Genomic DNA, 13,852 nt, shown 5'->3' with positions numbered 1-13,852 from the left:
GCAGTGAGCGTAACCGCCCTTACTGAACGTAAACCACTTCTTCTGGCTGGCCGACTGATGCGTCAGCTTCTTCGCCTTGGCGGCGCTTCGAGATCCAGTTCATGGTGTGGTACACGATGATTGCTGCGAGGGAGCCAAGTGCAATTCCGTTGAAAACGACCGATCCGATGTGGAGCGTGAAGTCAGCAATTCCGACGATCATTGTGACTGCGGCGGAGAACTGGTTAACGGGCTTGGAGAAGTCCACTTTGTTGTCAATCCAGATCTTGACGCCGATGAGGCCAATGAGACCGTAAAGTGCAGTAGTCACTCCACCTAGCACACCAGCCGGAATGGCGTTAATAAATGCGCCAACCTTCGGGGAGAAGGAAAGCAGAATCGCGAAGATGCCTGCCACCCAGTACGCCGCGGTGGAGTAGACCTTAGTGGCTGCCATGACGCCGATGTTTTCACCGTAGGTTGTGGTTCCTGATCCGCCGCCCAAGCCGGCGAAAACCGTGGAGATACCATCGGCCATCAGCGCGCGACCAGCAACGGGGTCCATGTCACGGTCGATCATGAGGCCGACGCTCTTGACGTGACCCACGTTCTCGGCAACGAGCACCAGCACTACGGGAAGGAACGCCGGAAGCAAACCCCATAGGCTCGGATCTGAAAAGGGATTGCCAGGCAAATGGAATTCGGGCAAGCCGATCCAACTTGCCGCCCTGAAGTCAGCGAAGTCGACGATCCCGGCAATTGCGGCAGCAATGTAGCCAATTGCTACGCCCAGAACGATGGACAAGCGGCCGATCAGGCCCTTAAAGCACACAGTGATGAGAAGGATTGAAACGAGGGTAATTGCCGCGACAACAGCCGACTTGGTGGGATCGGCGCCAGTACCGCCGCCATTCCAGTTGGTGAGAACAGCTGGAGCTAGGTTAAAGCCGATAATTGCGACGATGCCACCCATGACAACGGGCGGCATTAACGCGTTTACCCAGCCCGTGCCCCACTTTTCTACGGACCACCCCACTATCGCCATGAGCACGCCTACGCAGAGGATTCCAAATGAAGCCCGGGCAAGGTTTCCGTCGCCTGCTGTTGCAGCTGTGATCGGAGCGATGAACGCAAATGAGGAGCCAAGATAGCTGGGCAGGCGGTTGCCTGTGAGCAACATGAACAAGAGGGTGCCCAGGCCTGAGAAGAACAGCGTAGCGGTAGGGCTGAAGCCAGTGAGGATAGGGACCAAGAAGGTGGCACCAAACATCGCAACGATGTGCTGCATGCCAAAGCCAATAGTGCGCGGCCAGGTCAAGCGCTCTTCAGGAAGGACAATCTCATGTGCCATGACGGCCTTGCCGTCGCCGTGCAGATTCCAGGACAGAGCCACAGGGTCTCCTCGTGCTTAGTGTGGAGTGGTAGGCATGTGCCCGCACTGCGATCCGGCGGGGCGCTTCCGCACTAATCCGCCTGAATACTCGCGGACACTCATTCTACCGAGACCACTCAGCCACCTTGCGGTTGGCAAGATCGTGCTAGCCGCACAGAGGTACACCAAAATCACCCGAGAGCGCGAGATTTCGTCGGGAGCACAGCAGAATGCTGTGGCAAAGGCAACGGAAGCAGTTTACGAATCTCCCGGAAAATCTCACGATGTGGAACTAGGTTCGGCCCAAGCATCTGAATGGTGGACGCCTGGGAGGTGTGGCTATGAAGAGTGGGGCCGTCTCTGCTTCACGACGGCGTCCCCAGCACTACGGAACGCCAAGTACTTCGGGAGCGATGGCGTCGTCGGAATTGAATGTTCCGTCAAGCTTGAGCACACTGTATCCGTCCACTGAATACACCAGGCTCCATGAGTTTCCATATTGTGTGTTGGCCCATTCAATTGGATCGGTATAGCCAGTTTCAGAGAGATCGCCGGGACTCAGAACGATCGTGTCAAAGTAGGCGTCGCCCACACTTCCGGTCCAATAGACGGTGTTGTCTGGTATGAGGTAAGCCAAGAACTGAAGGCTTGACCTAATACTCCGTCCGCTTCCAACTGCATCAATGGCGCCCTGCGCAGCTTGTGAGCTTACTGTGTTTACAGTCTTTTCTCCGCGAAGAAGCGCACCCATCGGGCCATTCCAGGCCATGCCGATGCTGCCGAAAAGTGACACGACCACCGCCGTGCCGGCCAGCCATCGCTTATACGTTGGGCGCACACGTGCATGGCCCCTGATCCGATCCACGCCATCAACAAGGGCAAGAATAGCGATCGGCATGAGGACCGCCGAGTAATGCCACTGCCATCCCCAGTAATAGGTCACGTTGCCCGCAAAACGCCATGCCAGGGTAGGGAGCATGAGGAAGAAGATCGGACTTCGCAATCCCACCACGCCCATGGCAACGAGCAACAGCAATACCGTAACGATCTTCTGACTCGGTCCCAAGAGGTTCTCAAGGAACCCGATCAATGAAGTTGTGGCGGTTCCGGACTCAGACAGATTCTGCGTGTAATCCCATCCTCCATTGGAGTTGAAGTGCGGGAGAATCACCATGATTGCGGCAACGAACCAGAACATTCCCCAAATGAAGAATGAGAGCCCGGTAGTGGCTTCACCTCCGGAGATGGTTCGCCGCAACGACGCACGCGTTCTCTTAGGGAACGGGCGCAACGTGTGAGTTTGATGTCCGGATTCCTGCGCACGGCGCATCTCAGCAACCACACCTCGATGTGCTTCTTCGCCCCACGCGAGCCATATGAGAATAAGGCCGAACATTGCCACGGTAAGCCCGAGGTCTTCCTTCACGAACACAAGAAGGCCGATCTCTACCCACGCCAGCTTGCGCCGTCCTTCCAGCCAATGCACCAACCCGAACGCGATCAGGGGAACTGCTAGGGCGATTTCATGGAACTGCGCTTGAACCGCTTCTGCCAAGCCCCAGCTCAGAATGTAGGAGAATCCCGCTACTGTTCCCCACAATGGGCCGATACGTTTGCGTGCATATCGGGTGATAGGTACAGCGGACCACGCAAAAAGAAGATCTTGCAGGATAAGGAGCGTGAGCCCTGAAGGGAACAACCAATAGAACGGCGTGAGCACCATCAAGAGTGGGTGAAAGTGATCTCCCCACAAGTTGAAGCCGGGTCCCTTGATCTCCACAATCGGAACGCTGAGCTCGGAATACTTCCTCAACAGTTGGGTGAAGATCCCAAGATCCCACGACGGTACAGAGAACGCCTTCCACTGAATGACCGAGTAGGAAATGAAGAGCGCCGCGCCCACAAAAGCCACTACCCACGCGACGGGGTCGGGATGCCACCGAGGGAGGAATCGTCGAGGAGCTTCCGCAACAGGAGCTTCCTCAACGGGAGCTTCCGCAACGGTTTGGTTTGCCGTGGCAGCGACGCTTTGGCTGGCTGCGTCAGCAGATGGTGGAGCTGTGGGGTGGTTCTCAGAGTCACCGGCGGGGAGGGATTGGAAGTCCGTGTTCGTTTGGATCACGTCCGAATTCAATAGGAGTTCTCGTGGAGAACTGCTGGAGTTAGCACAGAGGAATCTGAATGGGTTCGATGGCACACGTCACACCACGTTTCGTCTCTGGCACCAGTTCAGCGCCAGCCAGCCCAGCGGAATGCGGATCCAGAAGGTGAGTACACGGAACAGTAGCGCAGTGGAGAATGCAATGGAGTATGGAACACCCGCAGCTGTGAGGCCAACCGTCAGAGCAGCTTCAACTGGACCGATGCCACCGGGAGAAGGAACCACGGAACCCACGGAGTTCGAAACCAGATACGTGACGGCCAGAGTTACTACGGGCAAGCTATGACCGAAGGCAGCTAACGCGCCGCCAAATGCAGCAACGTACGCCACGCTTTGAAGAACGGATCCACAGAATCCGTAGAAGAACCGAATGGGATGGGTTCCTAGCCATACCAGCCGAGGCCAGATCTGGTCTATGGTTGGCCGGATCTTCTCAGAAGCCCACTTCCTGAGCGGCGTGACGAGTACAAAAGCCGCAGCCACCACGGCCACACACGCGACCACTACCAAGATGGTCCCGGACGGCACTGCGAATGAACCGACATCGCCGGTGGCGAGTCCCAGCAGAACCAGAAGTGCCACTGTTGTGACAAACTGCGCCACTTGCACAAGTGAAACCGTCGCTATCGCAACAGGCGTTGCAACCTTGTTCTTCTGGAGGAAGCGGAGGTTGAGAGCCGCTGGTCCAATACCGGCGGGCGCTACCAGTGCCACCACGGATGCTGCGAGTTGAACAATGGTGGTGGTCTTGAAGTTGAGATTCTCTGCCGTGTACGCCTTGAGAACGAGACTGGCACCCACATAGGAGAACATTCCCGCGATAAACGAGAAGACCATCCATGCGGGAACCGCCTGCGAGATGGTGTCGCGCAGTTCCTCGATATTGATGGAGGCGAGGAGCAAGTAGACGGCCACCAACCCAATGGACAGGGTAATGACGGTTCGTGGGGAGAATCTGCGCAACTGAAGTGGCTGCACTTCGCCAGTGGCAGGTACGGATTCAGTCAGCGAATCGCGCAGGCGCTGGAACTCCTTCTTGCTGGAGAATCTCGCCATCGTTTCATGGGGGATGACGGCAGCCTGCAGCGCGGGCGCGAGCGAGATCATCTGATCGAGGGGCAGGCAGCGCTGCGCGGATGCTACGGCGCGCTCGACGCCAGCGTGGCTAGCCATGAGGGCTATCGCCTGGGCCATATCGATGCGTCGGGTCAGTTCAGATGCCGCGAGGGAACCGCGCTCCCAGTTCAGTATCTCAACATGCCCATCGTGCATCACTACGCTGCGAGGACCAACATTTCCGTGGCAGAAACCGCGTTGGTGTGCTTTTTGAAGAATGGCCCATGTCTCATCCAGGGTGGCATCGAGAGGAGCGTCCGTCATAGCATGGAAGGCCGTCTCTCCCCGAAGTTTGTAGGTCACGAGCATAGAGTTGGTGCCACTTGCCACGCGCAGGTTGCGTTCAGGCGCGAGGCCCGCGTGAGTTGCGGCAAGTTCCATCATGACCACGCGGTCAGCGCTTTCTTCGATGGTGCGTTGGGGACGCTGCGATCCGATGGTCAGAGTGAGCCTGTTCCACATCGACGCCAGAACGCCCATGATGTGTTGATCGGTGTCGATGAGGCCAGCGATGTAGGCAGTGCCGTGGACGTCTGTCACGATGTAGTTCCTGGACGCAGCGACGCTGATTGGCGGATGCCATTTTTCCTTGAGGGCATCTGAGAGGCGATCTGGATCCACCTCTGGATCGAGCCGGAAGGAAACGTATCCAGACTTCGCCTTCTTGCGATGGATGGCAGATTCGGGCTCGGATTCGTCCGGCCGTGGGAGTGCTTCGCCGTCGTCGACGACGCCGCCAACTAGGAGTTCCCCACCATCAGTTGGAGGATCCTGCGGACGATCAAGGAGGCCTGATTGGGCCATCTCCTCTGTGTCCTTGAGGATTTGGCGGATCTGTTCGAGCCCATATCTATCTACATAGCCCAACGGGGCTTCGGTGATCGTTCGCCAAGCGTAGAGCGGAGAATCCTCCGGCAGCTTGTCTATTCGAACGATCTGAGTTACGTCAATTCCGGCTCTGCGAACGATGTTGACGAGGTGAGCCCCGGTGCTCCGTTCGGGAACATCTCCCGCGATGTAGCGAGCCAGAAGCCCGCACAAGCAGCCGAGAAACACCGTGATGAGAGCGCCAGGTAGGGTCTGATTGCCCTTGAGCACCGATACAACTAAGGCGAATATGAGTAAAGGCCAACCCCACGAACTGATCCGCCACGCCTTGTGAGAACTGGCCACTGTGAGTAGGGCCGCGATGACCGCCACGTAGGGGATAAGGTTGATGTTTGCCTGCTCGTCAATAGAGTCAGAGAGTTGCTGTGTCAGTGGCGAGATGGGGAAGTACTTCTCGAAGAGCCACAACATGCCGTAGGCAATAACAACTGCGGAACCTGAAGAGGCAACGGCAGATACCAGAGTCCTCCACTGGCGGTGCCAAACAAGGTCAATGAGAAGAATGAGCGGCAAGAAGAAGCTAAGGAGGCCTTCAATCACATTGATGGGAATGAAGAGAACCGTTTCAAGAATCTTCTGAGTAGCGCTGCGAACGTCCCGTGTGATCGCCAAAGTGGTGGCCGATCCGTAAATCGCCAGAACCATCACGGAAATGATTGCGAGGAGGAACAACCCGGCGCCAGCAAGGTCACGGGGACGCCGCACCCAACGCACGGCTTCATCAATCAGCAGTACGTTACGCCGTGGCGCTGGAACGGGTGTCGAAAGCGCGGGAGGGTGGGTGGGCTCGGTGGATGAGCCTTCTCGTGCTTCGGGCACGCGGTCCTCTTCTTTCACAAGAGCAGTCTACGGGTAGATATTCGGATTCTGGTGATCGGGAAGGCGGCTCAGCTCCACCTAGCACATTCGCCATTTCGGGAATGACCCTAGCGCACTATCGAGTCATTGTCCGTCTGACATCAGCTCTTTCATCCATGCTGGGATGTGTTCTTCGTTGCGTGGATAACGAATGAGGTCTTTCTTCCACGCCTGCGCAGTGACCTTGTCAGCCCAGCGCGGCTTGTTGTGAAGGTTCAGCGTGACGCTTGCTTTACCGTCTCGGTTGAACTCGATCACCACTGCCACGGCGGCACCTTCGCCTGGGCGGTACTGATCCTCTTTGATCTGGTTGCAGTAATGCAGCACCGCGGTGGGCATGAACTTGATTCCTACCTCGCGCACAGTGGCCTCCTGTGCTGCTCCGGCGGAACTGACGTTCGTATCGATCTGCCCAGTGGCAGAGGAATGGGCCCCCGCGGGTTCGGAGCCCGGGACATCCGCCGTGGCAGCGAAGTGGATTTGGCGATCCACCAGTTGAACCATCATGCGGAGTCGGGTCCAGTTGCTCGGTGCCACGTTTGTCATGAGTGCAAGGATGTCTGCAAGCAGCTGCTGGGTATCACCATTGTCTCGGATTCTGGCTGGATCCACTGTCACAGCTGGCCGGTTGCGCACGTCCCATGAACCAGGCCGAGCTTCGCGAATGGTGCGATCTTTGATTGATTCCATCGGGATGATGTGGGTGAATACACCTTGCGTGTAGCGCTGGAATCCCGCTGCGCTCGCGAGTGGCGCATCCACGATCATCGGGGTGATGTGAGCTTGGAGGTGAAGGGCGTCGTCGTCCTTGATAGCGCGCAAGACGCGAATCGGAAGTGACTCTGATCTACCGATTACCTGGTATTCAAAGATATCCAAGGCGGGGTTGTATTCGAGGCGTTTAGCCCACATACCTGAACTGACCGCTTCGAAGCCATCCTCCTCCGGAGGTTGGGCGGGCGCTACCATCGTGACGGAAACGGGTGTGGTTCCACTCGCGTTAAGCTCCACGTCTACCGGCACTACGCCCCATTCGCGGCGAATCACCGGGCCAACGAATTGGGTGGGCATTCCCACGCGGAACTCGCCTGTCTCAACGTTTTCCCAACCCCATGTAACGCCGTGGTACACGCCGCATAGGGTGGGCTCTGGATTTCCGGGCTCGAATCGCCACAGTTGTGATCCTTGGCTGAGACGGGTGGGCTCAATCCAGATGAGAGGGGTGCTCACGTTGCCTGCCCGGGCAACTCCTGAACCATCGAACGGATCGAGTTCAACGATGCCTCCGAGGAAGGCTCGCTTGTCTAGTGGACCAACGGCCAGACGGGCCTGAATAAAAGGATTAGTTGGGACGTGCAGGATGTAGAGAGGCTGATCCTCTTTGTACGGCGAACCCGGCATGTTTCCGTTGAGCAGCGTGATGAGATCCGCGACGTCCGTCACGCCACTGACCTCGTTCGCATCAACCGCAAGTCCTCCAAAGAAGTCGATGCCGTGCTTGAGGAAAGATTCGGCCTGATGGGCCGATACGGTCAGCTGGTAGACGACACTCACGGAATGCCCTTTCATTGGTCCGACTTGGCGCAGCTTTGCACCTGTTGTCCAACCCTAGTCGTTTGGATTCTCTTGCTCAGTATGGGGCGTCTGCGCGTGGGGCGTATCGCGTGGCTCTGCCTCGATTTGTGCCAGGTGCCCCGGGGTTGAGTGCTCAGCTCTAGCGACCATTGCGCGGTTGTTGCGTATGCGCAGGGCAATCCACACTATGGCAGCGATAACGACGACGACGATGACTACCTTGGACAACGTGCCCACGTACGTTTCCACCACGTGCCAGTTGGCACCTAATAAGTAGCCAGCATAGATGAGTACGCTGTTCCAGATGAGTGAGCCGGTTGCGGTCAACGCGGTGAAGAGGACAGGGCTCATGCGCGTCACTCCGGCTGGAAGCGATATGAGCGAGCGAAAGATGGGGATCATTCTTCCAAAGAAGACAGTCCACTGACCATACTTCTCAAACCACACTTCCGTGCGGTACACATCTGCGGCCTTCATCAGCGGAAGAGCGGTGAGGATCCTGCGTGTGCGATCCCGTCCAAGCAGCGCGCCAAGCCCGTAGAGGAGCCATGCTCCGAACACCGATCCGCCCGTGCACCACAGGATTGCTTCGAGCACCGTGAACGAAGCGCCTGTTCCAGCAGTGAAACCAGCCAAGGGAAGTATGATTTCTGAGGGCAGCGGTGGGAAGAGATTCTCCAGTGCGATAAGGGAGGCTGCGCCGATTCCGCCCAGTGCTTCCATGACACTGACCGCCCAACCCGCAACGCCTCCAAGATCGGAGGCGTTCTGCGCGCTTGCTGTGAGGCTGGCAAGAGTGGCGCCGGCGTGTGAGGCGTGGGGAATTGTGGAGGCAGTTAGTAGTGAAAGCAGAGGTGTTTCCTTCTTCCGGCCTGCGGTGATCCCGAGGCGGTTGGGCGTAGCTGCTTTCAGTCTTTCAAGAATTGCTGGCCAAGACCACTATCTCTGCGTCTCATCGCTCTTAGAGGAAAACAGAACTCTGCGTGCTGTTGCGGGCAGCCTGCCTTGAGTTTGCGCGAATTCAGCTGGCGGATCAGGACTCAGGCTTGTGTGTTGGAAAGGAATTCTCTCACCAATTGGGGAGCAAGACCCACATAGGTGGCGGGCGTCAGTTCAACAAGGCGAGCTTCAAGTTCTGAGGGAAGCCCGAGGCCCAGAATGAACTCACGCATATCAGATGCTGTGACGGAGCGCCCACGTGTGAGCTCCTTGAGCCGTTCATACGGGTTAGCCATCCCGGTTGCTCCCGCAATCTGGGCAGCCCGCATCGCCTGCTGGATGGGTTCGCCCAAAACCTCCCACGAGTTGTTCAGGTCTTCAGCGAGACGCGTGGGGTTTGGATCCACACCGGTGATGCCGCGGCGGAGGTTGTCGATGGCCAGAAGTGAATGGCCAATGCCTACACCAATATTGCGCTGGGTAGTGGAATCGGTAAGATCGCGCTGCATTCGGGACGTGACCAGCGTGGAAGCAAGTGATTCGAGAAGTGCCGAAGATATCTCGAAGTTTGCTTCCGCGTTCTCAAAGCGAATCGGGTTGACCTTGTGGGGCATTGTTGAAGAGCCAGTTGAGCCCTGGGCGGCTAGGTTCTGGTGGAAGTAGTCCATCGAAATGTAGGTCCAGAAGTCAGTGGCGATGTTGTGCGCAATGCGGTTGAAGTGCGCGATATCGCCATATAGGTCTGCCTGCCAGTCGTGCGGCTCAATCTGGGTTGTCAACGGGTTCCATACCAACCCCAGCCCCTCAACGAATCCTCGCGAGATTGTAGGCCAGTCAGTACCGGGCACGGAGACTGCATGGGCGCCAAATGTGCCTGTGGCGCCGTTGATCTTTCCAAGGTACTCAGTGGCGCGGATGCGGCGCAGCTGACGATTGAGACGCGCTGCAAACACGCCCATTTCCTTGCCGAGAGTGGTGGGTGTAGCAGTCTGGCCATGCGTGTGGGAGAGCATGGGTAGATGCGCGTTGGCGTTGGCTAGATCCACGAGTTGCTGTGTGAGCGCTTGGGCGGCCGGAACCCACACGGTCTCCATAGCGCCCTTGATAACCACGGCATAGGAAAGGTTGTTGATGTCTTCGCTGGTGCAGAAGATATGCACCATCTCGTGGAGATCGGTCAATGTGGTTGGGTGCCCCATGGATTCTTCGGCGCTGTCAAGGCGCCGCTTCAGGAAGTACTCAACGGCTTTGACGTCGTGGCGGGTTTCCGCCTCGATTGCGGCGAGTTCAGCGATTTCGTCCGCCCCGAAGGTCTCCCACATTGAACGGAGGTAGGCGACGTCGTCGTCGGTCAAAACGGGAGCGCCGGGCAGAGCTTTGTTCTTGCACAGGAAGATGATCCATTCGACCTCTACGAGTACGCGGGCGCGGTTGAGTGCGGCTTCGGAAAGGTAGTCAACTAACACCGCGGCGGCACCGCGGTAACGGCCGTCAAGCGGACCAAGGGCGATGGGAGGCTGGACATCTGCAAGCGAAACAAAGCTCATGGCGCAATTCTTCCACGTGTGACCACAATGTGGGCAGGTAGTCCGGCAATGAGTATCGAATAGTGAGCAAGCGCTCGCGTCCGAGGTGCTACCGGCGCACGTTCTCCGGGAGTATCCAGTCGACGACGACGTTGACGATACCAATGAGGATTCCGCCGATTATGGCCCAACCGAAGCTGTCCACAACTATCCCTATGTCCAGGTGGCTCGTGGCCCATGAAGTGAGCAGAAGCATCAGTGCATTGATCACAATGAAGAACAAACCGAGCGTCACAATGTAGAGAGGGATAGAGAGCACCACAAAGATCGGGCGCACTAGCACATTGATAACCGCCATGATGACGCCGGCTATGAGGTAGTAGATGATGAGCTGAGTCTGCGTGCCTGACGCGCTGAGGCTGACTCCAGTCAGGAACTGGACACAGACCCACAAGGCGAAGGCATTAACAACGGCACGCACGATGAACTTCATGTTCACAGCCTAGTTCTGATCTCGCGGCGGGGGTAAGTGGAGACCGGGGAGCATGGCCCACGGCACCACACCGAAGCGAACTCCAGTGTGGTGCCGTGGAGTTATCGTCGTCAGTCGAGTGCCGCTAGGGCTTCTTTTCCGAACCGCACGGCGCGGAAGATGGCTGTGATACCTGTGATGACCAGCATGACGCCAGTGAAAACGAAAAGGGCCGCAGCTGACCACGACGGGGTGGCTATCACGATGATGCCGGCAAGGATTGAGAGCAAACCGAAGGCAATCGACCAGCCGGAATTTGGATGCTTGCCCGATTCGACCAGTGCCAAGACTCCTTCAAAGATCCACAGCACGCCCACCACGATGACAATTGCGAGCACAAGCGTCGCTCCGGCCAGAGCACTGTTGCGAACCATGAATACTCCTCCAAGGAGCAGCAGTAGGGCCATGAAGAGATCGAGGATTCGCCAACCTGCAGGAAGTCCTTTGGCGGTGATCCCTGCCCACAACCTCATCACCGCGATGACAAGGAAATAGACACCCATGAGTACGGCAACTACCTTCATTGTTTTTCCTGGCCATACGAGCAGGATGATGCCCATCGCCACCGCCACGATGCCTGTGAAGGCAAGCAATGAACGGACAACTTTGATAGCGGAAGTAGTGAGGCGCTCAGCCGCAAGCTGGAGCGCGTCGATCGGTTCTTCAGTAGGTGTACTCATGATGCTCCTTCGTTTACCCCAAGATTATCCGGGGGCAGCGTGCTTGCAAGGGGCCACGCGGTCGCAGGTTTGTGGACGAAGTGGGCCAGGGACTGGCAAGAGGCGGCACACTAGAGGTATGGAGAATGCTGACCAGATGTGGTTCCGTCCAGAAGTGCTTTCACTGCCCGCTTATGTCCCTGGCAAGAAGGGTTCTAGGGACGACGTCATAAAGCTGGCTTCGAATGAGACACCGTTTCCCGCACTTCCGCAGGTTCAGGCCGTTATTGCAGCTTGTGCGGGCGATCTCAACCGGTACCCGGACATGTACGCTGGACGGTTGGTTTCCGATATCGCAGCGTTTTGTGAATGGCCAGACGATGGCATTGTGGTGGGCAACGGTTCCACCGCGATCATTGAGAAGATTCTTCAAGCCGTTGTGACTCCAGGTGGAGAGGTCGTGCTGCCATGGAGGTCATTCGAGGCGTATCCAATTGCCATTCAAAGTGCAGGCGGTGTATCGGTCAAGGTGCCGCTCAGGCATGATGGTGGCCACGATCTTCGGGCGATGGTTGGTGCGATCACATCCAACACGCGTGCGATCTTGCTGTGCTCTCCAAACAACCCAACCGGAGTCTCGCTCACCCACACGGAGGTCCAAGCATTCCTTGCAGAGGTTCCGCCAACTATTCCGGTCATTCTTGACGAGGCATACATTGATTTCGTCGAGATGGCAGACAAGGTCAACTCACGTGAGCTACTGCTGGCCTATGAGAACCTTGTTGTTCTCCATACCTTCTCTAAAGCATATGGGCTGGCGGGATTGCGGTGCGGGTATGCACTCACATGCCCAGCGATGGCCGCGGGGCTACGTGCCATTTCGACGCCCTTCGGTGTGAATGCGTTGGCGCAGGCGGCTGCGAGTGCAGCACTGCGCTCGCAGCCGCTGGTCCGCGAGCAGGTTGAGGTGATCAAGGCCGAACGGACGAAGTTTGTGGCTGCACTGAAGGTGCAGGGCTGGAACGTGCCAGACTCTCAGGCAAACTTCTTGTGGCTTGCGCTGGGGGAGCACTCCGCTATGTTCGAGGAGCTGTGCAACGAGGAAGGCGTGACTGTTCGCCGTTTCGGATCTGAAGGCGTTCGCGTAAGCGTGGCGGAGCCACGTGGCTCGCTTCGCGTGCTCCGTGCTCTTCAGCGCCTCCGCCAAGCTTGATTGGCTTGTCTGTTTCAGACTCGAGTTACCTGTCTAGACCCGGGCTACCGGCCCTGATGACCCGGGCTACCGGCCCTGATGACCCCGGCCACCGGCCCCAATTCTCATCTACCGTTCCCTGCCATGGCACGCCTTTGACTAAACTGGCGCGGGCATGAGCCGAGGGCTTCTCACACAAGTATTCGTTCGCGAGTTGGAGGCAGTGGGATCACACGACTAATGCCACAGCTACAAGGGCTGAGGCAACCAGCTCACCCACACCGATTGCCTTAACGGGAACTCGCCGCACCCGCGCGTCATATATTGGGACTCCGATGGAGCGAACTACGAGCCCTGCCCATACCAGAATGTTCCACGCAGAGAGCGGGTGTGCAAAGCCGGTGGCACTGGTACTGGATACAAGAACAAAGATGATGACAAGTACTAACCAAGAAACGTGCCACGCTACAGAAGCGGTGAGGTATCGAACTGAACCGCGTTCGCGGATGTTCGTCTTAACGTAAAGCACTGTGCCCGCGAAGTAGCCGAACAACAATAGAGTATGCAGCCACACTAGGGGTGTTGTGGCGTAACCTGATGTGCCTGCCGTTGCGATGTCCCACGTAACTGGGAGTGTGAGGCAGGCTGCAGCCACGGTGACGAACCCGGCCCACACCGAACGGTCTTTTCGAAGCCATGCCGCCCCCGCCGCAAGCCCTACGAGCGGTAGAAAAACGGGAACCCACCGCAGGATTTCAGGTTCGGAGAGTGCGGTCACCATTCCGAAGCAGGCGGACGCCGCTCCATACACCACGACTGGTCTGAGGTACCGCCGCTTGCCGTGCGACCGCAGCCAGAGTGAAGCCGCGAAGAAGCAAAAGTAGCCCAACCACCAGGTGGCGAGGAATGGCAGATGCACCCAACGCCAGCCGCCTTCGATGATTCCAACGAGCGGCGGGATAGTAATCATGCTCCAAGCACCGTGGTAGGTGGGAACCCACCCCGAATGCCGGGCGCGTCTGCTGGGACGCGTGCCTTGTGCGCGCCCCATTAAT

Annotated in this window: 10 protein-coding genes; 1 reads left to right on the top strand and 9 read right to left on the bottom strand. The window is 57.5% G+C overall.

Features of this window, described 5'->3' with window-relative positions; all coding sequences use genetic code 11:
- Positions 1–19: 19 nt before the first annotated feature.
- From H2O17_RS10930 to H2O17_RS10895, 8 genes are all read right to left on the bottom strand, one after another.
- On the bottom strand, positions 20–1,330 hold the full coding sequence (locus H2O17_RS10930; RefSeq protein WP_220456867.1) for a uracil-xanthine permease family protein: 1,311 nt from the start codon (positions 1,328–1,330) through the stop codon (positions 20–22).
- A gap of 406 nt (positions 1,331–1,736) precedes the next feature.
- A complete protein-coding gene (locus H2O17_RS10925; RefSeq protein WP_182049695.1) occupies positions 1,737–3,473 on the bottom strand; it encodes a DUF2079 domain-containing protein in 1,737 nt (578 codons plus the stop codon).
- 78 nt (positions 3,474–3,551) lie between these two features.
- The gene (locus tag H2O17_RS10920) at positions 3,552–6,353 is read right to left on the bottom strand and encodes a lysylphosphatidylglycerol synthase transmembrane domain-containing protein (protein WP_182049694.1); all 2,802 of its coding nucleotides are present in this window, start codon (positions 6,351–6,353) and stop codon (positions 3,552–3,554) included.
- A 105-nt stretch (positions 6,354–6,458) separates the two neighbouring features.
- On the bottom strand, positions 6,459–7,928 hold the full coding sequence (locus tag H2O17_RS10915) for a hypothetical protein (RefSeq protein ID WP_182049693.1): 1,470 nt from the start codon (positions 7,926–7,928) through the stop codon (positions 6,459–6,461).
- 54 nt (positions 7,929–7,982) lie between these two features.
- Complete coding sequence (locus H2O17_RS10910) at positions 7,983–8,672, bottom strand: DedA family protein (protein WP_182049692.1); 690 nt, start codon at positions 8,670–8,672, stop codon at positions 7,983–7,985.
- A 317-nt stretch (positions 8,673–8,989) separates the two neighbouring features.
- Positions 8,990–10,435: an adenylosuccinate lyase gene (gene purB / locus H2O17_RS10905; RefSeq protein WP_182049691.1), complete on the bottom strand. Its 1,446-nt coding sequence runs from the start codon at positions 10,433–10,435 to the stop codon at positions 8,990–8,992.
- 88 nt (positions 10,436–10,523) lie between these two features.
- Positions 10,524–10,907 (bottom strand): phage holin family protein, encoded by a 384-nt coding sequence (locus H2O17_RS10900; protein ID WP_182049690.1) that lies wholly within the window; start codon positions 10,905–10,907, stop codon positions 10,524–10,526.
- Positions 10,908–11,017: 110 nt separating this feature from the next.
- On the bottom strand, positions 11,018–11,626 hold the full coding sequence (locus H2O17_RS10895) for an HdeD family acid-resistance protein (protein WP_182049689.1): 609 nt from the start codon (positions 11,624–11,626) through the stop codon (positions 11,018–11,020).
- Positions 11,627–11,744: 118 nt separating this feature from the next.
- Between H2O17_RS10895 and H2O17_RS10890 the strand changes: the two genes are divergently transcribed.
- Positions 11,745–12,818, top strand: coding sequence for a histidinol-phosphate transaminase (locus tag H2O17_RS10890; protein WP_182049688.1), 1,074 nt, complete (start codon positions 11,745–11,747; stop codon positions 12,816–12,818).
- Between the two features lie 208 nt (positions 12,819–13,026).
- Here H2O17_RS10890 and H2O17_RS10885 read toward each other — a convergent pair whose 3' ends face one another.
- Positions 13,027–13,848, bottom strand: a complete 822-nt coding sequence (locus H2O17_RS10885; RefSeq protein WP_281363052.1) for a YwiC-like family protein — start codon at positions 13,846–13,848, stop codon at positions 13,027–13,029.
- Between the last annotated feature and the right edge of the window lie 4 nt (positions 13,849–13,852).

Source organism: Changpingibacter yushuensis, from assembly GCF_014041995.1.
Lineage (GTDB): Bacteria > Actinomycetota > Actinomycetes > Actinomycetales > Actinomycetaceae > Changpingibacter > Changpingibacter yushuensis.
Note: the sequence above shows the minus strand (reverse complement) of the source record. Positions and strands in the feature narration are given on the sequence as shown.

Coding starts and splice junctions, on each gene's coding strand:
- H2O17_RS10930 (WP_220456867.1), bottom strand. CDS start 1,330: ATGGCACATGAGATTGTCCTTCCTGAAGAGCGCTTGACCTGGCCGCGC.
- H2O17_RS10910 (WP_182049692.1), bottom strand. CDS start 8,672: ATGGAAGCACTGGGCGGAATCGGCGCAGCCTCCCTTATCGCACTGGAG.
- purB (WP_182049691.1), bottom strand. CDS start 10,435: ATGAGCTTTGTTTCGCTTGCAGATGTCCAGCCTCCCATCGCCCTTGGT.
- H2O17_RS10900 (WP_182049690.1), bottom strand. CDS start 10,907: ATGAAGTTCATCGTGCGTGCCGTTGTTAATGCCTTCGCCTTGTGGGTC.
- H2O17_RS10895 (WP_182049689.1), bottom strand. CDS start 11,626: ATGAGTACACCTACTGAAGAACCGATCGACGCGCTCCAGCTTGCGGCT.
- H2O17_RS10890 (WP_182049688.1), top strand. CDS start 11,745: ATGGAGAATGCTGACCAGATGTGGTTCCGTCCAGAAGTGCTTTCACTG.
- H2O17_RS10885 (WP_281363052.1), bottom strand. CDS start 13,848: ATGGGGCGCGCACAAGGCACGCGTCCCAGCAGACGCGCCCGGCATTCG.